This window comes from Catellatospora chokoriensis, from assembly GCF_011297315.1.
GTDB lineage: Bacteria > Actinomycetota > Actinomycetes > Mycobacteriales > Micromonosporaceae > Catellatospora > Catellatospora citrea.
Genome location: NZ_JAAOTI010000003.1, coordinates 111706 through 133584, shown reverse-complemented (window position 1 = coordinate 133584; position 21879 = coordinate 111706). Strand labels below are relative to the sequence as shown.

The 21879-nt window shown below is 72.1% G+C and carries 15 protein-coding genes and 1 pseudogene; 12 read left to right on the top strand and 4 right to left on the bottom strand.

The features are described 5' to 3' along the window. The first annotated feature begins 66 nt into the window (after nt 1-66). Nucleotides 67-852 (top strand): ABC transporter ATP-binding protein, encoded by a 786-nt coding sequence (locus tag HAV39_RS05595; RefSeq protein ID WP_373311853.1) that lies wholly within the window; start codon nt 67-69, stop codon nt 850-852. Beyond that, on the top strand, nt 837-2735 hold the full coding sequence (locus HAV39_RS05590) for a hypothetical protein (protein WP_191838105.1): 1899 nt from the start codon (nt 837-839) through the stop codon (nt 2733-2735). Before HAV39_RS05595 ends, HAV39_RS05590 begins: the two co-directional genes overlap by 16 nt. A 48-nt stretch (nt 2736-2783) precedes the next feature. Here the strand turns inward: HAV39_RS05590 and HAV39_RS05585 are convergent, their stop codons facing one another. Beyond that, nucleotides 2784-3458: an esterase/lipase family protein gene (locus tag HAV39_RS05585; RefSeq protein WP_203736624.1), complete on the bottom strand. Its 675-nt coding sequence runs from the start codon at nt 3456-3458 to the stop codon at nt 2784-2786. Nucleotides 3459-3832: 374 nt separating this feature from the next. On the opposite strand from HAV39_RS05585, the pseudogene HAV39_RS05580 reads away from it, so the two are divergent. The 3 genes and pseudogenes from HAV39_RS05580 to HAV39_RS05570 all read left to right on the top strand — a co-directional run. Next, nucleotides 3833-5623 (top strand): annotated as a pseudogene (locus tag HAV39_RS05580) (family 43 glycosylhydrolase); the annotation flags it as partial. A gap of 155 nt (nt 5624-5778) precedes the next feature. After that, nucleotides 5779-6768, top strand: a complete 990-nt coding sequence (locus HAV39_RS05575) for an ATP-binding cassette domain-containing protein (RefSeq protein ID WP_191838102.1) — start codon at nt 5779-5781, stop codon at nt 6766-6768. Further along, nucleotides 6765-7613, top strand: a complete 849-nt coding sequence (locus tag HAV39_RS05570) for an ABC transporter permease (protein WP_191838101.1) — start codon at nt 6765-6767, stop codon at nt 7611-7613. Before HAV39_RS05575 ends, HAV39_RS05570 begins: the two co-directional genes overlap by 4 nt. Before the next feature lie 22 nt (nt 7614-7635). Here HAV39_RS05570 and HAV39_RS05565 read toward each other — a convergent pair whose 3' ends face one another. After that, nucleotides 7636-10824, bottom strand: a complete 3189-nt coding sequence (locus HAV39_RS05565) for an ATP-binding protein (protein WP_275413974.1) — start codon at nt 10822-10824, stop codon at nt 7636-7638. 214 nt (nt 10825-11038) lie between these two features. Here HAV39_RS05565 and HAV39_RS05560 point away from each other — a divergent pair, with 214 nt between their 5' ends. Next, nucleotides 11039-11743, top strand: coding sequence for a VOC family protein (locus tag HAV39_RS05560; RefSeq protein ID WP_191838099.1), 705 nt, complete (start codon nt 11039-11041; stop codon nt 11741-11743). Between the two features lie 115 nt (nt 11744-11858). After that, on the top strand, nt 11859-12896 hold the full coding sequence (locus HAV39_RS05555; protein ID WP_191838098.1) for a hypothetical protein: 1038 nt from the start codon (nt 11859-11861) through the stop codon (nt 12894-12896). Between the two features lie 70 nt (nt 12897-12966). On the opposite strand, the gene HAV39_RS05550 is transcribed toward HAV39_RS05555, so the two are convergent. Beyond that, on the bottom strand, nt 12967-13407 hold the full coding sequence (locus HAV39_RS05550) for a VOC family protein (protein WP_191838097.1): 441 nt from the start codon (nt 13405-13407) through the stop codon (nt 12967-12969). Between the two features lie 237 nt (nt 13408-13644). Here HAV39_RS05550 and HAV39_RS05545 point away from each other — a divergent pair, with 237 nt between their 5' ends. The 3 genes from HAV39_RS05545 (at nt 13645) to HAV39_RS05535 (ending at nt 17118) form a co-directional block, all read left to right on the top strand. After that, the gene (locus HAV39_RS05545) at nt 13645-15441 is read left to right on the top strand and encodes a bifunctional metallophosphatase/5'-nucleotidase (RefSeq protein ID WP_191838096.1); all 1797 of its coding nucleotides are present in this window, start codon (nt 13645-13647) and stop codon (nt 15439-15441) included. Between the two features lie 154 nt (nt 15442-15595). Continuing rightward, nucleotides 15596-16105: a mycothiol transferase gene (locus tag HAV39_RS05540; protein ID WP_191838095.1), complete on the top strand. Its 510-nt coding sequence runs from the start codon at nt 15596-15598 to the stop codon at nt 16103-16105. Between the two features lie 161 nt (nt 16106-16266). Continuing rightward, complete coding sequence (locus HAV39_RS05535) at nt 16267-17118, top strand: alpha/beta fold hydrolase (protein WP_191838094.1); 852 nt, start codon at nt 16267-16269, stop codon at nt 17116-17118. A gap of 54 nt (nt 17119-17172) precedes the next feature. Here HAV39_RS05535 and HAV39_RS05530 read toward each other — a convergent pair whose 3' ends face one another. Further along, nucleotides 17173-18864, bottom strand: coding sequence for a pectinesterase family protein (locus HAV39_RS05530; protein ID WP_191838093.1), 1692 nt, complete (start codon nt 18862-18864; stop codon nt 17173-17175). 331 nt (nt 18865-19195) lie between these two features. Here HAV39_RS05530 and HAV39_RS05525 point away from each other — a divergent pair, with 331 nt between their 5' ends. Together HAV39_RS05525 and HAV39_RS05520 are read left to right on the top strand one after the other, a co-directional pair. Further along, nucleotides 19196-19498, top strand: coding sequence for a hypothetical protein (locus tag HAV39_RS05525; RefSeq protein ID WP_191838092.1), 303 nt, complete (start codon nt 19196-19198; stop codon nt 19496-19498). Between the two features lie 256 nt (nt 19499-19754). Beyond that, entirely contained in the window at nt 19755-21818 is a 2064-nt protein-coding gene (locus HAV39_RS05520) for a putative bifunctional diguanylate cyclase/phosphodiesterase (protein ID WP_191838091.1), read from the top strand. Nucleotides 21819-21879 lie beyond the last annotated feature (61 nt).

Below are 21879 nucleotides of genomic sequence, written 5' to 3'. Positions count from 1 at the left end.
CTGGTCGGGGCGGGTGCCGGCGACCACATCACCACCGCGCGGGACGCGGCAGGCGGGGGAGTGACGGTGGAGACGAGGCAGTCGAGCGGTGCGGAACCGGTGGCGGCGCTGCGGTTGACCGCCCTGCACAAGGCGTTCGGCGACACCGTCGCCGTCGACCACGTCGACCTGGCCGTGCCGCAGGGCTCGTTCTTCGGCCTGGTCGGGCCCAACGGCGCGGGCAAGACGACCGCGCTGTCGATGGCGGTGGGCCTGCTGCGGCCCGACGGCGGCAGGTCGGCGGTGCTCGGCGTCGACGTCTGGGCGGACCCGGACCGGGCGAAGGCGCTCATGGGCGTGCTGCCCGACGGGCTCGCCATGCCCGAACGCCTCACCGGCCGGGAACTGCTGACGTTCCTCGGCCAGCTGCGCGGGATTCCCGACCACGTGCTGACCGGGCGCGTCCAGGAGCTGCTCGACGTCATGGAGCTCAACGACGCCGAACGCACCCTCGTGGTCGACTACTCCACCGGCATGCGCAAGAAGATCGGCCTGGCCACCGCGCTGCTGCACGGTCCCCGGCTGCTGGTGCTGGACGAGCCGTTCGAGGCGGTCGACCCGGTCTCGGCGGCCGCGCTCAAGTCGATCCTGGTCAGGTTCGTGGCCGCGGGCGGGTCGGTGATCCTGTCCAGCCACGTCATGGCACTGGTCGAGCAGCTGTGCGACACCGTCGCGGTGATGGCCAAGGGCAGGGTCGTGGCCGCCGGCCCGCTCGGCGACGTACGCGGCGACGGCACGCTGGAGGAGGCGTTCGTCCGGCTCGTCGGCGTCGACACCGGCGACCGGGAGGGCTTGTCGTGGCTGGCGTCCTGAGCGCGCTGCCGGCCGAGGCCCGCATCCTGATCCGGATGAAGGTGGCGATCCTGCGCCACTCCATGACCGGCGGCAAGGCCGCGCTGATGGTCGTCGGCGGCGTCCTCGGGCTCGGGCTCGCGGCCGGCACGATCTGGCTCGGCCTGGTGCGGACCGCCCACCCGACCGTGGTCGCCGACCTGCTCGCCGCCGTCTACCTGATGTGGATGCTGGGCTGGGTGGTCGGGCCGGCCTGGGGCGGTTCGACGCTGCTGCGCGCCGACCACTTCGGCCTGCTGCCGGTGCCGCGCCGGCGGCTCGCCGTCGGCCTGCTCGGCGCGGCCTTCGTCGCCGTCACCGCCGCGGTGACCCTGCTGGCGTTCCTCAGCCTGCTCGTCTACGCCGCGCGGCTCGGCCCGGCGGCGGTGCTCGTCGCGGTCCCGGCGGTCGTGCTGCAGCTCGTGTTCGTGGTGCTGCTGTCCCGGGTCGCGGCGGTCGCGTTCGGGGTGGTGGCCAAGTCGCGGACGGGTGCGGCGTTCACCGGCGTGCTCGTGGCCGCGATGATGGTGCTCGCCCAGTCCGGCTGGATGGTCGCCGTCGCGATCCAGGTCTCCGGCGTGCTCACCACCGGCTTCGGGCCGGGCTTCGCCGGCACTGTGCGAGCCGTGCCGTCCGGCTGGGGCCTGGTCGCCGTCGAGTCGGCCGCCCAGGGGCGGTGGTGGTGGGCGCTGGGCGCACTGGCCGGGCTGGCCTTGCTGATCGTCCTGCTGCTGCTCGCGTGGAGCCGCAGCCTCGGCACGCCGCGCCGGGCCCGGACGACCATCCGCGGCTCGCGCGGGCTCGCCGCGGCGGGCCGGGGCCTGTTCGCCGGGCGCACCGGGACCGTGCTGCGCAAGGAACTGCGCACCTGGTGGCGTGACCCGCTGCGGACGCAGACGGTGTTCGTGCCGCTCGCCTGGGCGCTCGGCACGACCCTGCTGCCGCTGACGTTCGGGGAGAAGCTGCTGCTGCCGTGGGCCGCGCCGGCGCTGGCGGTGATGGCGGGCGCGTCCGCGGTCAACCTGTACGGGCAGGACGGCACCGCGCTGTGGCTGACCCTGCTCACCGGCAGCGAGCGCGCCGACGTGCGCGGACGCCAGCTGGCGTACCTGCTCGTCTTCGGGCCGGTGACGGTCGTGGTCGCGGTGGTGTGCACCGCGTGGAGCGGGCTGGCCTGGGCGTGGCCCTGGGTGCTCGCCCTGGTCCCGGCGCTGCTCGGCGGCGGGGCCGGGCTGGCCGCGCTGATGTCCGTGGTGGCGCTCGCGCCTGGTCCCGACGCCCACAAGCGCCCCGAGAACCCGCTCGAACACGGCGACACGACCGGCCAGGCCAACGTCATGTTCTGGGGCGGGCTGCTGCCGGGCATCCCGGCGGCGGCCGTGCTCGCCATCGGCACGGCGTACGACAACGCTGTCCTGCTGTGGGCAGGTGTTCTCGTGGGCGTGGCCACCGGTGTCCTGCTGGCGTGGTGGCTCGGCCGGGTCGCGAGCGGGCGCCTGCGGGCGCGCGGGCCGGAGCTGCTCCTGCTGATGCGCACCGGCCGCAGCAGCAAGCCGGTGGTCCGGATCGAGGTGCCCAAGCAGGGTGTCTGGACCTCGCTGATCGGCTGGACGCTGGGCTCGATCGCGCTGTTCCCGCAGGGCCTCGTGCCGCTGGTCTTCCTGCTGGTCGGCGTGGACGTCAAGTCCTGGTTCCTGGCGATGTACCTGCCCGGTCCGTACCGGTTGCCCGTGGCGGCCGCGATGGTCCTGGTCGGCAGCTGGCTGTACTACGTCGCCATCAGGGCGGGCCTGCCGAAGAAGCGCCCGGTCGCACCCGAGGATCCGTCCGGCGAGGACGCGCCCCGGGAACTCGAATCGGTCTGAGCGCGGCGGCGCTCCCCGCCCGGGCGGCGGGGAGCGCCGGGTCACCGGTCAGGCCGCGATGAAGCCGCGGATCTGGGTCAGCACGCTGGTGTTGGTGAGGAACCCGATGTGGGTCTCGCACGCCACGTTGGTGTTGGTCGCCCCGTCCAGCCGGGTGCTGGTGTACGGGATGATGATGCCGTCGCAGGCCGAGTACCAGGTGCGGTACTTGCCGGTGCCGGGCGTCTCGTCGCCGTCGGCGAGGTCGAGCAGGAACAGCGAACCCGGGTACATCTCGATGCACGAGACGTTGATCAGGCACGCGCCGGCGTACGTGGTGCCGTGATTGGCGCCGGCGATCGAGGCGACGTGGCTGACGTTGGCCGAGCCGCCCATCTCCTCCAGGTACCAGCGGGTGACCAGGCCGCCCATCGAGTGGTTGACGATGGCGACCTTCGACGCGCCGGTCTGCGCCTTGACCTGGTTCACCTTGTCGCGCAGCCCGGCCGCGCTGATCTGGTTGGAGCCGGCCCAGTTGTAGTCGTAGGTGTAGAGGCGGGTGAAGCCGCCGGCCCGGAAGACCGACAGCGCGGTCGTCCAGTTCGACGAGTTGCCGATGAAACCGTGCACGAAGATCACCGGTGTGCTGGTCGCCGCGTTCGCGGGCGAGGACGGGGCGACCACGAGTGCCGCGGCGGCGGCCAGGGCCGCGCCGACGGCGGTGAGGCGTTGGCGGATACGCATGGGGGAGCCCTCCGTTGGGACGAGATGCGTGGTGCCAACGAGCATCGGAGCAGCGCCCCACCGTCTGCATCGGTGTAATCGCCGGTTCGCCCGCGGTGCATGAGATCCACGCACCGCATCGTCATGTGTCGACGTATATTGATGACCGGTGGTACGGCGGCCACTTCTCGTTCCCGTGTGTTCGGTTTCGTTGATTCGAGATGGAACGTGAACGAAGCCGACCCGACCCCCTGATGGGAGAGCCGATGGGCATCCGTCCCCGCCGCATCGCCGCCGCGTCCCTGCTCGCCGCCCTCGCCGGAATGCTCCTCGGCGCGCCCGCGGTCCCGGCCGCGCCACCCGACTACACCACCAGCGAGGCGGGCAACCCGTTCACCGACGGCTGGTACGCCGATCCCGACACCGTCGTCTACGGCGACCGCTACTGGGTGTTCCCGACCACCTCGAAGAGCTACGCCGAGCAGACCTACCTCGACGCGTTCTCGTCCACCGACCTGGTCAACTGGACCAAGCACCCCAACGTGCTGACCAAGGCGAACGTCTCCTGGGCGTCGTACGCGATGTGGGCGCCCGCGCCGATCCAGCGCAACGGCAAGTACTACCTCTACTTCGCGGCCAACGACATCCAGAACAACGCCAGTCTCGGCGGCATCGGCGTGGCCGTGGCGACCCAGCCCCAGGGGCCCTACACCGACGCGCTGGGGCGCCCGCTGATCGCCCAGTTCCAGAACGGGGCGCAGCCCATCGACCAGGACGTCTTCATCGACGACGAGGGCCAGGCGTACGTGTACTACGGCGGCTGGGGCCATGCCAACGTGGTCAAGCTGAACGCCGACATGATCAGCCTCGGCACGCACGCCGACGGCACGGTCTACAAGGAGATCACGCCCGCGGGCTATGTCGAGGGCCCGCAGATGTTCAAGCGCAACGGCAGGTACTACCTGATGTGGTCGGAAGGCGGCTGGACCGGCCCCGACTACTCCGTCGCGTACGCCATCGCGAACTCGCCGCTGGGCCCGTTCACCCGGCTCGGCAAGGTGCTCGCCCAGGACGCGGCCGTGGCCCGGGGCTCGGGGCACAACTCCGTGGTCAACATTCCCGGCACCGACACCTGGTACATCGTCTACCACCGCCGCCCGCTCAGCGAGACCGACGGCAACCGCCGGCAGCTCGCGTACGACCGGATGGTCTTCAACGCCGACGGCACGATCGCCCCGGTGACGATGCGGGTGCGCGACAACTTCGCCGACAACAACACGCTGGGCTGGCGCACGTACGGCGGCTCCTGGTCGGCCACGGGCGGCCGCTACCAGGCGGCGACCTCGCTGGGCGGCAAGGCGCTGCTGGACACCAACTTCGGCGACGCCACCTACGACGCCGACGTCGTGGTGACCTCGGGCGGCGGCGACGCCGGGGTGATCTTCCGGGTCACCGACGCGGGCACCGGCACCGACAGCTACACCGGCTACTACGCGGGCATCAGCCCCGCGGGCCGCGTGGTGCTCGGCCGGGTCAACAACAACTGGACCCAGTTGCAGGCCACACCCATGACCGTCGCGGTCGGCACGACCTACCGGCTGCGGGTGACCGCCGTCGGATCCTCCATCAAGGTGTACGTCGACGACCTGGCAACCCCGAAGATCAGCGTCACGGACGGGACCTACCCGACGGGCGCGACCGGGCTGCGGGTGTTCAGCGCCGCGGCCGCCTTCGACAACGTCGCCGTCGGCCCGCCCGTCGGCGTGGGGACCAACCTGGCACTGAACCGCCCGGCGACCGGCACCACCGCCTGCACGGCGTCCGAAGGCCCGGAGAAGGCCGTGAACGGCACCGTCAACGGCGGCAACAGCGACAAGTTCTGCTCCGCCGTGACCGGGGCCTGGCTGCGCGTCGACCTCGGCGCGACCCGGGCGATCAACCGGTTCGAGGTGGCCCACGCCCAGGCGGGCGGCGAGTCGGCGACCCTGAACACCAGGGCCTTCACCATCTCGGTGTCCGCCGACGGCGTGACCTGGACGCAGGCCGTCAACGTCACCGCCAACACCGCGGCCACCAGCACCCACCCGGTGAGCGTCAGCGGCCGCTATGTCCGCCTGAACGTCGGCACCCCCGCCCAGAACGCCGACATCGCCACCCGCGTCTACGAACTGCGCGTGTTCGGCTGACCCGTGTCCACCCGCCGCGCGTTCCCGGTTGACCGGGTGGCGGCGAGACGCACGCCCCGCCAGATCTGATCTGGCGGGGCGTCTGGCGCATACAGGGTGGCGGGGTCGGTGCACCGTGCGACCCGGCCGCTGACGTGGTGGACGAGAGGATTCTGATGGCGGTGAACCGAACCGGCCTGGCGGTGGAGACATCCGGGCTGGTCAAGACATTCGGCAAGACCCGGGCGGTGGACGGGCTCGATCTGGCGGTCCCCGCCGGGACGGTGTACGGCCTGCTCGGGCCCAACGGGGCGGGCAAGACCACGGCGGTGCGCATGCTCGCCACCCTGCTGCGCCCCGACGGGGGAGAGGCCCGGGTGTTCGGGCACGACCTGCGCACCGAGGCCGACGCGGTGCGCACCCGGGTCAGCCTGACCGGCCAGTACGCGTCCGTGGACGAGGACCTGACCGGCACCGAGAACCTGATCCTGCTGAGCAGGCTGCTCGGCTACCGCAAGCCGGCCGCCCGGGAGCGCGCGGCGCAGCTGCTGGCGGCGTTCGGGCTGACCGACGCGGCCGACCGGCAGGTGAAGAAGTACTCCGGCGGCATGCGGCGGCGCATCGACATCGCCGCCAGCATCCTGAACACCCCCGACCTGCTGTTCCTGGACGAGCCGACGACGGGCCTGGACCCGCGTAGCCGCAACCAGGTGTGGGAGATCATCCGGGCGGTGGTGGCGCAGGGCACCACCGTGCTGCTGACCACGCAGTACCTCGACGAGGCGGACCAGCTCGCGGGCCGGATCGCGGTCATCGACGAGGGCAGGGTCATCGCCGAGGGCACCCCGGGGCAGCTCAAGTCCTCGATCGGTGCCGGCACCGTGCACCTGCGGCTGCGCGACGCCGCCCAGCGACCCGAGGCGGAACGGATCCTGGCGAAGGTGCTGGACACGACCGTGCAGCAGGAGGCCGACCCGGTGGCGCTGACCGCGCGGGTGGGCGGCTCCGGTGCCGCGGTGGACGCCGCCGCGGCGGGCTCGCGGGCCCTGGCCGAGCTGGCGGGGGCGGGCATCGTCGTCGACGAGTTCTCGCTCGGCCAGCCCAGCCTCGACGAGGTGTTCCTGGCCCTGACCGACAAGGCCGCCCGCAACGAGGAGCAGGCATGAGCACGACGACCGTCGCCCCTGACGCCACGGCCTACACGCCGTCGGCCGAGACCATCGCCGCGGTGTTGGCACCCGGCGAGAAACCGCGCCGGCCCGGCCCGCTGTCGGCGTCGCTGACCTTCGGCTGGCGCGCCATGCTGAAGATCAAGCACGTGCCCGAGCAGCTGTTCGACGTCACGATGTTCCCGATCATCATGACGCTGATGTTCACGTACCTGTTCGGCGGCGCACTGGCCGGTTCGCCCCGCGAATACCTGCAGTACCTGCTGCCCGGCATCATGGTCACCAGCGTCGTCATGATCACGATGTACACCGGGGTCGGCCTCAACACCGACATCGAGAAGGGCGTCTTCGACCGCTTCCGCACCCTGGCGGTGTGGCGGCCGGCGGCGCTGGTCGGCATGATCCTCGGTGACGTGCTGCGCTACGTGCTGGCTGCGACCGTGATCATGGGCGTGGGCATGGTGCTGGGCTTCCGGCCCGGCGGCGGGGTGCTGGGCGTGCTGGCCGGCATCGGCCTGCTGGTGGTGTTCTCGTTCGCGTTCTCCTGGATCTGGACCTGGCTGGGCCTCATCCTGCGCAGCGAGAAGTCGGTGATGGGCGTCAGCATGCTGGTGCTGTTCCCGCTGACCTTCCTCAGCAACGTGTTCGTGCGGCCCACCACGATGCCCGGCTGGCTGCAGGCGTTCGTCGACGTCAACCCGATCACCCACCTGGTGGCCGCGGTGCGCTCGGTGATGGCCGGCGCTCCCGACGCCGGGGCGATCACCTGGGTGCTGGTGGCTAGCGCGGTGTGCACCGCCGTGTTCGGCGCGCTGACCATGTACCGGTACAACCGCAAGTGACAGCCCGCCGCCCTGGTGGCTCTCACAGCCGCCAGGGCGGCGCCGGCTGCGGGTGGTAACCGCAGGCGTTGCCGGTCGACACGCTCTCCCGCAGGTGCGCGGCCAGTTCCGGGTGCAGGTCGTCGAGCCGCCGCAGCAGGTCGCGGATGCGGCCGGTGACCGCCTTGCGGGCGCGCTCGCCGTCGTCACCCAGCCGGCGAGTGCGCCCACCGAGGCCCGCGGCCGCTCGCAACTCCGCGAGCAGCGCCTCGCGTTCGGACTCCAGCGCCGCTTGGCGGGCCGCGTCGTCCCGTCGGGCGGCGTCGTCGAGTTCGTCGTCGAGCCGGGCGAGCCGCAGCCGGTACTGCGCCTTCGCGGTCTCGTCCAGCACCGGGTCGGCGCCCATCCGCCGGGCCGCGACGGCCGTCGCACCGCCGGGCGGGTCGGCCAGCTCCACGGCCGGGATGTCGGTGCCGGGACGGCTGAGCAGCTCGTGCAGGTCGCGCAGGCCCTTGGCGTCGGGAAGGTGCACGGTGCGGCCCGCATACCGCAGCCGCCAGGTGGCGTCCTCCCGCCGGAACTCGCAGTCGGTGTCCGCCGGCCGAAGGCCCGTGCCGTCCCGGCTGTCGGTCGCCGCGCTCGCTGTGGCGTCGGGCGGTCCCGGGACGGTCGTGGTCAGGTGCGCCATGCCCAGCTCGGCTGCTTCGCGGGACACCTGGTCACGGAGCACGGCGGCGATCTGCGCATCGCCGGGGCCGTCCCGGTCGGTCAGGGCGCGGGCCAGTCCCGCGCGGGCCCGCACCGCCCAAGGCCGGGCCTGCATCCGCTCGGCCGACTCCGCGGCCGCCGTGTACTCGGCGACGGCGTCGTCCCAGCGCCGCGCCGCGGCGTCGACCTCGGCCAGCCAGAAGTCCAACGGGCCGCTGACGTCGCAGCCCCACAGCGACAGCGCCCATTCGCCGCGATACGGGGTCAGCGCCTCGCGGGCCTTGGCACACCGGTCCGGATCGGCGGTGGCGGCGGCCAGCTGCGCCCGCAGGCGCAGCCACAACCGGGTGACCGAGGTCGGGTACGGGTCGTGCTCGCTGCGCGCCTCAGCGGCCGCGATCAGCCGCAGCGCCTCATCGGTGTCCCCGTGCTCCACCGCGGTGATCGCCTGGATCAGCGGCAGGTACGGGTGATCCCGCGTCTCCAGCTGCGCCAGCAGCCGCGCCGCCTCGTCGAACCGACCACGCTGCATCGCCAGTGCCCAGTCCAGGTGGTACTGCATGAACGCGAAGTCGGCGTGGCCGTGGCCCTCGATGCCGCGCAGCTGCGCGAGCAGTGCCTCGGCCTCGCCGAAGCGGCCCGTCGTGGTGGCGATGATCGCCTGGTCGACCAGCAGCGAGATGCGCATGCGCAGGCTGCCGTCGCGCTCGGCCGCCGCCACGAACGCGCGCAGCTGTGCCAGGTAGCCCGGGTCGCCCAGCTCCAGCAGCGCGACCCAGCGGAACGACGCGGCCAGCGCCTCGGTGCCGGTGTCCGCCGAGCGGCGGCTGACCTGCTCCATCTCGGCGGTCAGCGCCTCCCGCTCCCGCGCGCCGCCGGGTCCCCAGCTGATGTCGTGGCGCGCCCAGAGGCTGAACATCAGCGCCTCGTCGTCGCGGCCCGTGCGGGCCAGCAGCTCGGTGCGCATGACCAGGCTCTGCGCCAGCTGCTCCGGGGTCGCCGCGTCCGCGCCGCCACCGATCAGGGTCCGGTACGCGTCGCGGAGCAACGTGTGCCGCAGCTCGGTGTGCGCGTCGCCGTCGCGGCCGTGCCGGAAGACGATCAGCGCCACCCAGGCCAGCAGCTCCCCGTCGCCGGTCTCGCGGGCCAGCACGGCGGCCTGTTCGAACAGCCGCCAGCCCGCCGCCTTGTCGCCGACGTGGTACACGGCCCGGCCCAGGTCGATCAGCACCCGCACCCGCCGGACGGGCTCCCGCACCAGCTCCATGGCCCGCCGGTAGTGCGCGATCGCCTCGTCGGTGGCCAGCCGGTCGCCCGCGTCCGTGGCCGCCGCCAGCAGCCGCGCCACCGCGACCTCCGGTTCCAGCAGCGGGCCGGCCGCGTACGCGTGCCGGGCCAGGTCGGCGGGCAGCACCTGCCCGGCGAGCTCCGGCGACGCCGCGGCCGCCCGTACCACTGCCGCATGGAGCTCCTGCCGGGCCGGCTCGGACAGCCCGTCGTGCAGCGCCTCACGGACCAGGTCGTGGGTGAACCCGTAGCGCTGCGAGCCGAGCGCGGCGACCAGGCGGGCCTCCTCGGCCTGCGCCAGCAGCCGGTCCGCCTCGGCCGCCGGGGTGCCCGCGGTCGCCGCGAGCACCGGCTGATCGAACTCCCGGCCGAGCACCGCCGCGGCGGACAGCACTCCCGTGACGTCTGCCGGGAGCAGCGCCAGCCGCCGGGTCAGCGCATCACGCACCCCCGGCGCGACCGCGGTCACGCCGCCGCCGCTGTGCCAGAGCCGTGCCGTCTGCTCCACGAAGAACGGATTGCCGCCGGTGCGCCGGTGCACCTCGGCGGCCAGGGCCGGGTCCGGGGCGGTCCCCGCGGTGCGGGCCATCAGCTCGGCGACCTCGTCGCGAGCGAGCCCGGTGAGGGTGATCGTGGTGGCTTTCACCGACAGTGGCACCATCAGCGCCCGCAGCGGGTGCCCGGGGTTGTCCACCTCGACGTCGCGGTAGGCGCCGATCAGCAGGACCCGCTCCGACCAGGTGTGCTGCGCGGCGAACCGGAGCAGTCGCAGCGACGCCGCGTCGGCCCAGTGCAGGTCGTCCAGCACCACCACGACCGGGCGGCGCTGCGACAGCGCGACCAGAGCGGTGGTGACCGCGTCGAACAGCGGGAACTCGCCGTCCAGCGCCGCTTGGACGGCGTCCGGGCCGCCCTCGCCGAGCAGGACCGACAGCCCGGTTCCGCCGGCCTGCCGGGCCGCCGTCCAGCCGTCCTCGCCGACGCCGCGGCGAATCGCCCGCAGCACCTGCGTCCAGGGCCAGAACCCGGGCGCGCTCTGCTCGTCCCAGCAGGTCCCGGCGACGACCAGGGCCCCGGCGGCGCGCGCCTGGGCCATCGCGGCGGTGAGCAGTGACGTCTTGCCGATGCCCGCCTCGCCGGCGACCAGCACCAGGCCGCCCAGCCCGGCCAGCGCCCGGTTGACCTCGTCGTGCAGCACCGCCGACGGGTGGGCGCGCCCGATCAACCCCGCGGTCACCGTTTGTCCCGCGTGGTCGCTCCAGGATGCATGCCGTGGATGGCCATCGGGAGACCAGGCTATCTGCCGCCGCCGACAGCGGGTGTCGTGGCGAGCGATTCCCGGTCCCGTCGCGGAGAGGTGGGGCAGCGGCGCCGGGCACAGCGAACACCGGCACCGGTGAGCGGGCCACGCGCGCGAGCGCCACGGCGGGATCCGGGATAGTGTCCCGTCTATGGACATGCTGCGGAGCGAGAAGATCGCCGAGGCCGACCTGAGCGACTGGCGCAAGTTGGCCCAGGGACTGCATGCCCGCTACCTGGTCGGAGACTTCGGCGCCGCCGTTCGGTTCGTCACCGCGGTGGGCGAGGCGGGCGACGTGCTCGGCCACCACCCGCGCGTGTCCATCGGCGACGGGTACGTCGACCTCAAGCTGATCACCGACGACGCCGTCTACCGCGACGGCGAGGGCACCGAGCACGTCATCGAATGGGTGACCCAGCAGGACGTCGACCTTGCGCGACGGATCACCGAGATCGCCGCCGACCACAAGGTCGACGCCGACCCGGCCTCGGTCAGCATGATCGAACTCGGCCTCGACACGGCGCACTCCGCGACCATCGCCCCGGTGTGGGCCGCCCTGCTGACCGGGAACCCCGAGTCCCAGGGCCACGGGTCCCCCAGCGACGAGATCCGGGACGCCACGGGACGGGTGCCGAACCTGTGGTTCGGGGACGCCGACGAGCACGAGTCCACGCGTCAGCGGTTCCACGTCGAGGTCTATGTGGCGCCCGAGGTGGCCGAGCAGCGGATCGCCGCCGCACTCGCCGCTGGTGGGACCGTCGTCGACGACAGCAATGCGCCCTCGCTCACCGTGATCGCCGACCAGGACGGCAACAAGGGGATCCTCTGCGTCGACGTGTCCGCCGCGAAGAAGTGAACCGCCCGGTTCCGCTGTGCCACTCGGCCACCGGGTATAGCGCCGATGTAGGGCGAATGTAGGCAATGCCGCCATCGTGAACCGGTCGGCTGTCCGTGGACGGGAAGGAAGCCCCATGCCGGTTCGTCATCGTAGGTTCACTCAGGCTGCGGCGCTGGCGGCAATGCTGCTGGCCGCGGGGATCACGACCCCGGTCGCTTCGTCCGCCGCGCCGGGGGTCGCCCCGGCGGCCGCCGCCGCGGATCGGGTGCTGCGGGTCTACAGCAACAACATCGAGAACCTGGTGACCAACAACGCCGACGGGTCGTGCACCCGGATCTCCGGCCCGGACCACCTGACCTCGATGCTGGTCGACGACGCCGGACGCACCGGCACCAGTGGTGTCGTCGCGCCCGACGTGCTCATCGTGCAGCAGGTGCGCGGCACGGGGCAGGCGTCCGCGTACGCCGACCAGCTGTCGGCGAAGTTCGGCTACCCGGCGGGCACGTACCGCGCGATCGTGGTCTGGGACGACCCGGAACCGTGGGGCAGCACCCACAAGTGCGATGACCAGTCCCTGGGCGACCTGAAGAAGAAGCAGACCAACGGGATCATCTACAACACGCAGCGGCTGAGCCTGGCCGCAGGCGACGTGTCGGCGTACTGGAGCGCGGGCTGGCTCAAGCCGGGCACGGCCTACGGCAACGGTGCGGGCTGCACGCTGTACAAGCCGCCGAACAACGACGACGGCGGCACCGACGAGTGGAAGTGGAAGCGCACCAGCGCCATCGCCGCCCGCTTCACCGTCAAGGCGACCGGCACCAGCGTGTTCGTGGCGACCATGCATCTGCCGCAGGAGAACCGGCAGAACGCCTGCGCGGGCGCCGGCGACAAGGGCGTCGGCGGCACCGGCATCCACCTCGGGGCCGACGCCACCAGCCTGCTCAACGCCTCCACGATCAGGATCGTCGGCATCGACGCCAACCGCACCGGCATCCCGGCGAGCACGCTCAGCGGCTACGGGATGACCGGCTACGGCGCGGGTGCGACCAACGGCTCCAGCAAGATCGACTACCTGTTCATCCGGGGCACGGTGCAGTCCTCGCCGATCGGCCACACCGTCGGCGGCACGAAATCCAACCACCTCGCCCTGTACGGCTTCATCGCCTTCTGAGCAAGGAAGGGCACCTTCACATCGCCATGCGTTGTGGAAGGTGCCCTTCCCAACGGTCGAAGCCGAAGACTCAGGCCGCCGTGCCGCCGAAGTCGGGCAGGATCAGCGATCCGTCGGGAGCCAGCGTGAAGCCCGGATTGTGCGCGACCTCCCAGACGTGGCCGTCGGGGTCGGTGAAGTAGCCCGCGTAGCCGCCGTAGAAGGTCTCCGCGGCGCCCTTGGTCACCGTGGCCCCGACCTTGGCCGCCACCGCCATGATCTCGTCGACCTCGGCGCGGCTGCGTACGTTGTGGGCCAGGCACACGCCGCCGAACCCGTCCCCGCCCAGGTCCGCGACACCGGCGTCGGCGGCGACCTTGTCCCGCCCCCAGAGCACCACCGCGATGCCGCCGGTCTGGAAGAAGACGGTCTGCTCGATCTCCTGGCCCCGCCAGCCCAGTCCCTCGTAGAAGGCCTTGGCCCGAGCCAGATCGGCGACCCCGAGCGTGACGATGCTGATGCGCTGCTCCATCGCAGCACGGTAACTCCGCCGCCGCGGCACCGCGCGTCCAAGGTCACCCGACTTGCCGGGCAGATGTGCGAAAAAGTGTTCAAGATACGCACATGTGCCCGGCAAGTCGGGCGATCACGGGGCGTGGTCGGTGCCGGGCCAGCGGTCTTGGTCGATCGGGTGGCAGGGGTTCACCTGTTTGGTTAGGGTGCGGGGCGGCGCCCCACCGGGCGCGACCCCCATGGAAAGGCGCGAGACATGACCTCCCCCTCCGGTATGCCGTCGCGGCGGCAGCTGCTCACCGGCGCAGCCGCGGCCGTCGTCGCGGGACCGCTGGTCGCCGCCGTCCCGGCCCAGGCGGCCGGGCACGGGCAGCCGAAGACCTACGACCTGACGGTCCTCGGCACCTCGGACACCCACGGCAACGTCTTCAACTGGGACTACTACCGCGACAAGGAGTACGACGACAGCGCGCACAACGACGTCGGCGTCGCGAAGGTGGCCACTCTGGTCAACCAGATCCGCGCCGAGCGCAAGGGCAAGGCCACGCTGGTCCTCGACGCGGGCGACACGATCCAGGGCACCCCGCTGGCGACGTTCTACGCCAAGCAGGAGCCGATCACGTCGACGGGCGAGCGGCACCCGATGGCCCGCGCGATGAACGTCATCGACTACGACGCCATCACGCTGGGCAACCACGAGTTCAACTACGGCTTGCCGCTGCTGGACCTGTGGATCCGCCAGCTCGGTTTCCCCGCGCTGGCCGCGAACGCGGTCAAGGCGCGCTCGGGCAAGCCGGCGTTCACGCCGTACGTGATCAAGAAGGTGTCGCTGGGCCACGGCGCGCCGTCGCTGCGGGTGGGCATCCTGGGCCTGACCAACCCGGGTGTGGCGATCTGGGACAAGGCCAACGTCGAGGGCAAGCTCCGCTTCGAGGACATGATCGCGACCGCGGCGAAGTACGTGCCGATCATGCGTGACCACGGCGCCGACATCGTGCTGATCTCCGCGCACGGCGGCGACAACGGCGTGTCCAGCTACGGCGACCTGCTGCCCAACGAGAACCCGACCGCCCTGATCGCGCAGCAGGTGCCCGGCATCGACGCGATCCTGTTCGGCCACGCGCACAACGAGGTCGTGGAGAAGTTCGTCGCCAACGAGGCGACCGGCGAGCTGGTGCTGCTGTCCGAGCCGTCCAAGTGGGGCCAGCGGGTGACCCGGATGGACTTCACGCTCAGCCGCGAGCGCGGCCGCTGGAAGGTCACCGCCAAGCACGCGACCATGCTGAACACGAACACCGTGGTCGAGGACCCGAAGGTCGTGGCCGCGGTCAAGGCGCAGCACGACAAGACCGTGGCCTACATCAACCAGGTGGTCGCCACCTCGGTGGTGGAGCTGTCCGCGGAGCAGTCCCGCTACGTCGACACGCCGATCCTCGACTTCATCAACAAGGTGCAGACCGACACGGTGGCCGCGGCCATGGCCGGCACCCCGCAGGCCGGCCTGCCCGTGCTGTCGATCGCCGCGCCGTTCAGCCGCACCGCGCTGTTCCCGGCCGGCGACGTGAAGATCAAGGACCTGGCCGGGCTGTACATCTACGACAACACCCTCGAGGCCGTGGTGCTCACCGGCGCCGAGGTCCGGGCCTACCTGGAGTACTCGGCCAAGTACTTCCGCACGCTCGCGCCGGGCGCGCCCGTCGACCCGGCCGCGATCAGCGAGCCGACCGTGCCGGACTACAACTACGACACGTTCTCCGGCGTCGACTACGAGATCGACATCAGCAAGCCGGTGGGCCAGCGGATCACGGTCCTCAACCACGCCGGCACGACGACCCCGGTCGCCGACGCCGACCAGTTCGTGGTCGCGGTGAACAACTACCGGCGCAGCGGCGGCGGCGGCTTCCCCGGCATCGTCAAGACGCAGGTCTACAACGAGCAGCAGGAGATCCGCCAGCTGCTCATCGACTGGGCGCAGGCCAAGGGCTCGATCGACCCGGCCGACTTCTTCCAGCAGAACTGGCGGCTGGTCCGCGAGGGCGTCCCGGTCTTCTGAGCCCGGTTCGGGTCGCGTACGGCGTGCGGTGTGCCGGTGTCTCACCACCGGCACACCGCACGTTCTCGCGCCGCCGGTGCTCGCCGCCTGGCGACCGGCGCGTCGAGATCCGCAGCCCGGGGCAGCGGCGGCAGGGGACGGCATACTCGGACAGGTGACCGACTCCCCGCCCAGCCCGACCGTGCCGATCGGCTCCCGCAACGAGGTGTTCACCGCATACCTCGACCACTACCGGGCCACCGTCATCACCACCGTCAAGCGGCTGTCCGAGGCCGAGCAGCGGCACAGCCGGCTGCCGTCCGGCTGGACGCCGGTGGAGCTGCTCAAGCACCTGCGGTACGTGGAGCTGCGGTGGATCGAGTGGGGTTTCGAGGGCCGCGACGTCGGCTACCCGTGGGGCGACGGGCGCGACGGCCGCTGGCACGTGGACCCGTCCGAGTCGCTGACCGAACTGGTCGCCGTGCTGCTGGCGCAGGGCGAGCACACCCGCGAGGTGGTCCTGGCCGCGGACCTGTCGACGGTCGGCCGCCCCGGCGAACGCTGGGAGGGGGCCGAACCGCCGACCCTGGAGCGCGTCCTGTTCCACCTGCTGCAGGAGTACGCCCGCCACGCCGGGCACCTGGACATCGTGGCGGAGCTGGCCGCCGCCGACAGCCTCGCATGATCGTCTGGTAACGTCACCGCTCACGCGACCGACCAGGGGAGGTGAGACCCATTACCGCGACATCAGGCTGGGTGCTCCCCCTCCTCAAGGCAGTGCGGTCGATCTGACGTAGGCGGCCGCCGGGGCGCCCGTGAGGCATCCCCGCGAAAGGCGAACCACCTATGCCGACCTACTTCGGCTCCGACGGAGCCACGCTGCACTACGACGAGCTGACCCAGGCAGGCGCCGACCGGCCACCGGTCGTGGCGCTCGCCGGCGGCGCGGCCATGCATCCGCGTTACCTGGGCGACCTGGCCGGGCTCGGCGACGCGCAACGCCTGATCCTGCCGCACCTGCGCGGTGTCGGGCGTACGCCGCTGCCCGATTCCGTGCAGACGGCGTCCTTCTGGCGGCAGGCCGAGGACGTCGAGCAGCTGCGCCTCCACCTGGGCCTCGACCGGTTGCTGCTGCTGGGTCATTCGGCGGGCACCCGGCTGGCGATCAGCTACGCGGCGCGGTTCCCCGACCGGCTCGCGGGCCTCGTGCTGGTCACCCCGCCCGCCGGTTACCTGGTCGACGAGCCGTCCGACACCCCGGCGCTGATCGACGCCCGGCGCGGTGATCCGGTGTTCGACGCCGCCGTCGCGGGCTGGGCGACCGGACCCGGCAGCCACGACGACGCGGGCTTCAACGCGTGGTACCAGCAGGTCGCCCCGCTGGGCTACGCCGCGTGGGGCGAGCGGGAACGGGACCACGCGTCCACCGCGCTGTACTGCTTCGCCGCGAACCGGGCCTATTTCAGCGTCGAGCCGCCCGCGGATCTCGCGTCGCGCCTGGCCGAGGTTCTCGCGCCCGTGCTGGTCGTCGCCGGGGCGCAGGACTGCAGCGCGGGGCTGGCCCCGGTGCGCGCGCTGTCCGCGCTCTTCCCGGCGGGCGAACTCGCAGTGATCGACGGGTGCGGACACCACCCCTGGGTGGAGCAGCCCGCCGCCTTCCGCACCGCCCTCGACGCCTTCCTCCGCCCGCTTTCCTGAAGGAAGGGCACCTTCACATCGCCATGCGTTGTAGAAGGTGCCCTTCTTAACAGGTCAGCTGACGGGGTTCCAGCCGTCGCCACCCGCCAGGTATGCCTGTGCGGTGAACTGCGGCGCGTCCGCGTCGGGCAGCTGCGGCCGGTCGGCGGTGACGGTCGAGCCGGGCCCGGTGTTGTGGTACTCGAAGAACCGGGCGTCCCGCCAGGAGAAGCCGGACATGTCCGTCCAGGGGGCGTCCTTGATGTGCGCGCCCAGCACGGAGTCGCGGAACAGCACCTGCGCGATGGCGTTGACGTCGCCGCTGGGGTGCCAGGGACGTCCGAGGTGGACGCTCTGCGCGGCGACGTCGGACGCGGTGGTCAGCGTGCACCGGGTGAACAGGTAGCCGTACGGGTTGGTGATCGTGGTCGAGGCCGCGGTGACGTACCCGTTGTTGCTGGTCGACCCGCGATTGAGCGAGCGGATCTCGCAGCGGTCGAAGACCGCCGTGCCCCGCCCGAAGATGAAGTCGACGTCGCCTTCGATGTAGCAGTTCCGGTAGTACGCCCGGCTGACGGTCGCCGCGTTGGGCGAGCTCGGCTGCAGCGTGTCCTGGTTGCCGAGGATCCGCACGTTGTCGAAGACCAGCCGGTCGCCGCGGGTCGTCACGGCGACGGCCTGCTCGGCGCTGTAGTCGTGGGCGGCCTCGTCGAAGGTGTTCGAGAAGGTGAGGTTGCGGGCGGTGAAGTCGTTGCCCTCCAGCAGCACCGAGGTGCTGCCGGTGGTGCCGTAGGTGCCGCTGCCGTCGGGTTTGGGGGTGCCGCTGGCGTTGTCGTACGTGATGACGACGTCGGCGGCGTTGCCGGTGGTGCCGACGAACGAGACGAACGGCTTGTTCGCGGGCACGGTCACCAGCTCCCGGTACGTGCCGGGTTTGATGCTGATGGTGACGCGGCCGGTGTTGTTCGCGGGCACGGCGTCGACGGCGGCCTGCACGGTGGTGTGGTGGCCGCTGCCGTCCTTGGCCACCACGATCGCGCCGACCGGCGGCGGGCTGGCCGACGGCTGGGCCGACGGGCTGCTCGACGGCGTGGGCGAGGCCGGTGGCGAGGCGCTGGGGGAGGGCGCGGCGCTGTCGGACACGGTCACGTCGTCGAACGACGCGGCGGCGTAGAAGGTCGCGACGCCGATACCGCCCGTGGCGAACTGGGCGTCGGTGGCGGTCAGCGCGGTCGCGCCGTTGATCGTGCCGCGCAGGGCGGTCCCCGACACCGACAGCGCCAGGGTGTACCAGGCGCCGGTGGTGACGGTGACCGAACCGGTGGCCAGGGTGGTGGACGAGCCGCCGACCAGCTTCTTCAACTCCACGGTGTGATTGGACCGCAGGGCCAGGTAGTAGTAGCTGGTGTTCGACTGAGCCCGGGCGATGACGGCGGTGAAGCGGTTGGACCCGTTGAAGGCGGTGGGCTTGACCCGGGCGGTGACCGTGTAGTCCCGCCAGGACGACGACCCGGCCCGCGCGCGGGCGTCCGCGCTGGTGCCGGACTGGCGCAGCACCCTGCTGCCATCGGTGGCGACGGCCCAGCTCCCGCCGGAGGAGGTCCAGCCGGCGGAGTTGCCGTCCTCGAAGTCGTCGGCGTAGAGGGTGGCCGCCGCGGCGGTGGCGGTGAAGGCCAGCGTGGCCAGCGCGGTGGCCAGGGCCAGGCCGGCGGCGGCGGTCGCCACCGGCCGCCATCGGGCACGGCGGAACAGGTCGGTGATGGGCATGTGTGGGCTCCACTCTGTGGGGCGTCGGCGTCCCACGGGGGACGCCGCACGGAAATGGAAAGCGCTTTCCGACGCAACCTACGCGGCCGCCATCGTGATGTCAATCGATGCCTTGCGGTCCGGCCCGTAACCCCGCTCGCGAGGCGGTCGCGGTGGCCGGGCCCGCCCGCTTCGCGGGTGGCCCGACGGCCCGCTCCGCGCCTGCGTCGGCGCGGTGGATGACCTCGTTCACCTTGTGCCCGATGCTGCTGTCGTGGCCCTGCGGGCAGGGCGTATCGTCCAGCACGGTGGCCGATCATCTTGCGGCGCACCGGTCGACATGGAGGTGTCGGTGACCGAGTCGGTGGCGCACAACGCGCCGGAGAGCGCCCTGCCGGCAGGGCTGGCGGTGAGCCACCAGACGGCTCTGGACATCATGGGTATCGCGATCGTGTGCTACTCCGTGCTCATCGAGCAGGAGGAGGGCAGGACCGCGCCAGACGCCGGTCAGGTGGCCCGGTGGGAGCGCGAGCTCAACACCGTCGCCGAGCTGCGCCGCACCCTGGACGCGCGGGACACCGAGCGTGTGCGCAGGCTGGCCGACGAGCACGCCGCGCTGGTCCGCCGACTCGACCGGATGATCGAAGACAGCTGACCCGGTGCAGGCGTGGTGCGCCTGATCACCCCTGTTGCTGGAGTGGTGCGCCCGCATGGTCCGGGGCGGCATTCCCGATGCGCTGCCGATGTGGGCGAAATCTGAGTAAAGCGGGGATTGCTCAGATTTCCCGATTTGGTCGGTTAGGCTGGCGGCTCGTGTGTTCTCAGCCCACGAAATGCCTTGGGAGGGCGATGTGACGCCACTGGCTGTAAGTGGCCTGCCCCTGATCCGACGACCGGCGACGGTGCCGGTCGTGCTGACGTTGACCGGAGCCGTGCTGGCCATCCTGACCCTGGCGCAGATCCCGCTCGCGATGGAGAAGGTCCCGTTCTGGGTGATGGCGACGCTGGCGCTGGCCGCGGCGACCGTCACCTACCTGCCGGCCACCGGCAAGGCCACCGGCGCGGTGATCAGCCCGTCCCTGGTGTTCACCTTCGCGATCCTGCTGTGCTGGGAACTCGGTCCGGCGATCGCGATCCAGGCGCTGGCCGTGGCCGTGATCGCGGTCCGGGCCCGGCAACCCTGGCGTGACGCGGTGCTCAGCGCCGCCCGGTACGCCGTCGCCTTCGGCGCCGCATACGTGGTGCTGCTGGTCGGCGAGCCCGACCCGTTCCACTCGGTGGCGGCGGCCGACCTGGTCAACGACACCCTCGCGGTGGCCGGCGCGGCCCTGGTCTTCGTGCTCGTCTACGGCTGGACCATCGTCGTCACCCAGCGCCGCGCGCCGCACCCCGCCGGTCGCGCCCAACCGCAGGAGAGCCTGCGCGAACGCCTGATGAACATGCGCGACCCGGTCGTGCACCTCGGCGCGCTGACCATGCTGAGCCCCGTGCTCGCGGTCGCCGGCCACGTCAGTCTCGGCTTCGTGCCCCTGGTGATCATGCCGCTGTACGCGGTCGAGCGCATGGCGCGCCTGTCGACCGAACGCCAGCGGGCCGCGCTCACCGACCCGCTCACCGGCCTGGGCAACCGGGCCAGCCTGCAGTCCGCGTACACCGAGGCGCTGGCCGAGCCGCTGCGCCACGGACAGGGCCCGACCCTGCTCCTGCTCGACCTCGACGGCTTCAAGTACGTCAACGACTCGCTCGGCCACGAGACCGGTGACCAGCTGCTCACCGCCGTCGCGGAGCGGCTGCGCACCGGCCTGCCGGCCGGCGCCCTGGTCGCCCGGCTCGGCGGGGACGAGTTCGGCGTGCTGCTGGACGAGGCCGACACCGACCGGGCGCTGCTGGCGGCACAGCGCATCAGCGCGGCGGTCAACGGCCCGGTCCGGCTCAGCGGCCTGGAGGTCGAGGTCACGGCCGCGGTCGGCGTCGCGGTCAGCCCGCAGCACGGCGAGGACTTCGCCACCCTGATGCGCCACGCCGACATCGCCATGTACGAGGCCAAGCGCGACAACGTGTGCGTGGCCGTCTACCGTCCCGGCACCGACCGGCACCCGCAGCGCCTGGCCCTGCTGGACCAGGTGCGCCACGCCATCGTGACCGAGGACCGCGACCGCATCGCCGTGCACTACCAGCCGCAGGCGGACCTGGCCAGCGGCCGGATCGTCGGCGTGGAGGCGCTGCTGCGCTGGACCGACCCGACCGGCCGGCCCGTCTCGCCCGCCACCGTGATCTCGGTGATCGAGCACACGCCGGTGATGCACCAGCTCACCGACCGCATCATCGACGACGCCGTCGCCCAGGCCGGGCGCTGGCGGGCCGCGGGCCTCGACCTGCGCACCTCGGTCAACGTCAGCATCCGGGACCTGTTCCGCGACGACCTCGTCGAACGCCTGCGCAACAGGCTGGCCGAGCACCGGGTGCCCGCCCGCATGGTGCAGCTCGAGATCACCGAGAGCGCCCTGATGGCCGACCCGGCCCGCGCCATGCGGACCATCGACCAGCTGCGCGACCTGGGTGTCGGGCTGGCGCTGGACGACTTCGGCACCGGATTCTCGTCGCTGCAGCACCTGCGGATGATCCCGCTCGACGAGATCAAGATCGACCGGTCCTTTGTCTCGGGCATGACCTCCGACCAGCACGACAGCGCGATCGTGTCGTCGGTCATCGCGCTGGCGGGCACGCTGGGCCTGCGTACCGTCGCCGAGGGCATCGAGGACCCGCAGACCCGGCGGCAGCTGCGGTCGGCGGGCTGCTCGCTGATGCAGGGCTACCTGCTGTCACCGGCGGTGCCGGCCGACCGCATCCCGGACCTGGTCGCCGACGCCGCGGCCACGTCGTCGGCCGCCATGGCCGACCTCGCCGAGCAGCACGAGCTGCCGGTGGCGGGGGCCCCGGTCCACTATCCGGAGCAGGCCGGCGCACGCTGGTGACGGATCGCCGACGCCCAGCTGGACGGCCGGTCGGCACCGCGTCGAGTCCACGGTTCCGGCC

Bases quoted from the DNA above. Each gene is read 5' to 3' on its own strand.
- HAV39_RS05550 (WP_191838097.1), bottom strand. From the start codon at position 13,407: ATGGAGCAGCGCATCAGCATCGTCACGCTCGGGGTCGCCGATCTGGCT.
- HAV39_RS05530 (WP_191838093.1), bottom strand. From the start codon at position 18,864: ATGCCCATCACCGACCTGTTCCGCCGTGCCCGATGGCGGCCGGTGGCG.
- HAV39_RS05560 (WP_191838099.1), top strand. From the start codon at position 11,039: ATGGACATGCTGCGGAGCGAGAAGATCGCCGAGGCCGACCTGAGCGAC.
- HAV39_RS05575 (WP_191838102.1), top strand. From the start codon at position 5,779: ATGGCGGTGAACCGAACCGGCCTGGCGGTGGAGACATCCGGGCTGGTC.
- HAV39_RS05585 (WP_203736624.1), bottom strand. From the start codon at position 3,458: ATGCGTATCCGCCAACGCCTCACCGCCGTCGGCGCGGCCCTGGCCGCC.
- HAV39_RS05535 (WP_191838094.1), top strand. From the start codon at position 16,267: ATGCCGACCTACTTCGGCTCCGACGGAGCCACGCTGCACTACGACGAG.
- HAV39_RS05555 (WP_191838098.1), top strand. From the start codon at position 11,859: ATGCCGGTTCGTCATCGTAGGTTCACTCAGGCTGCGGCGCTGGCGGCA.
- HAV39_RS05545 (WP_191838096.1), top strand. From the start codon at position 13,645: ATGACCTCCCCCTCCGGTATGCCGTCGCGGCGGCAGCTGCTCACCGGC.
- HAV39_RS05570 (WP_191838101.1), top strand. From the start codon at position 6,765: ATGAGCACGACGACCGTCGCCCCTGACGCCACGGCCTACACGCCGTCG.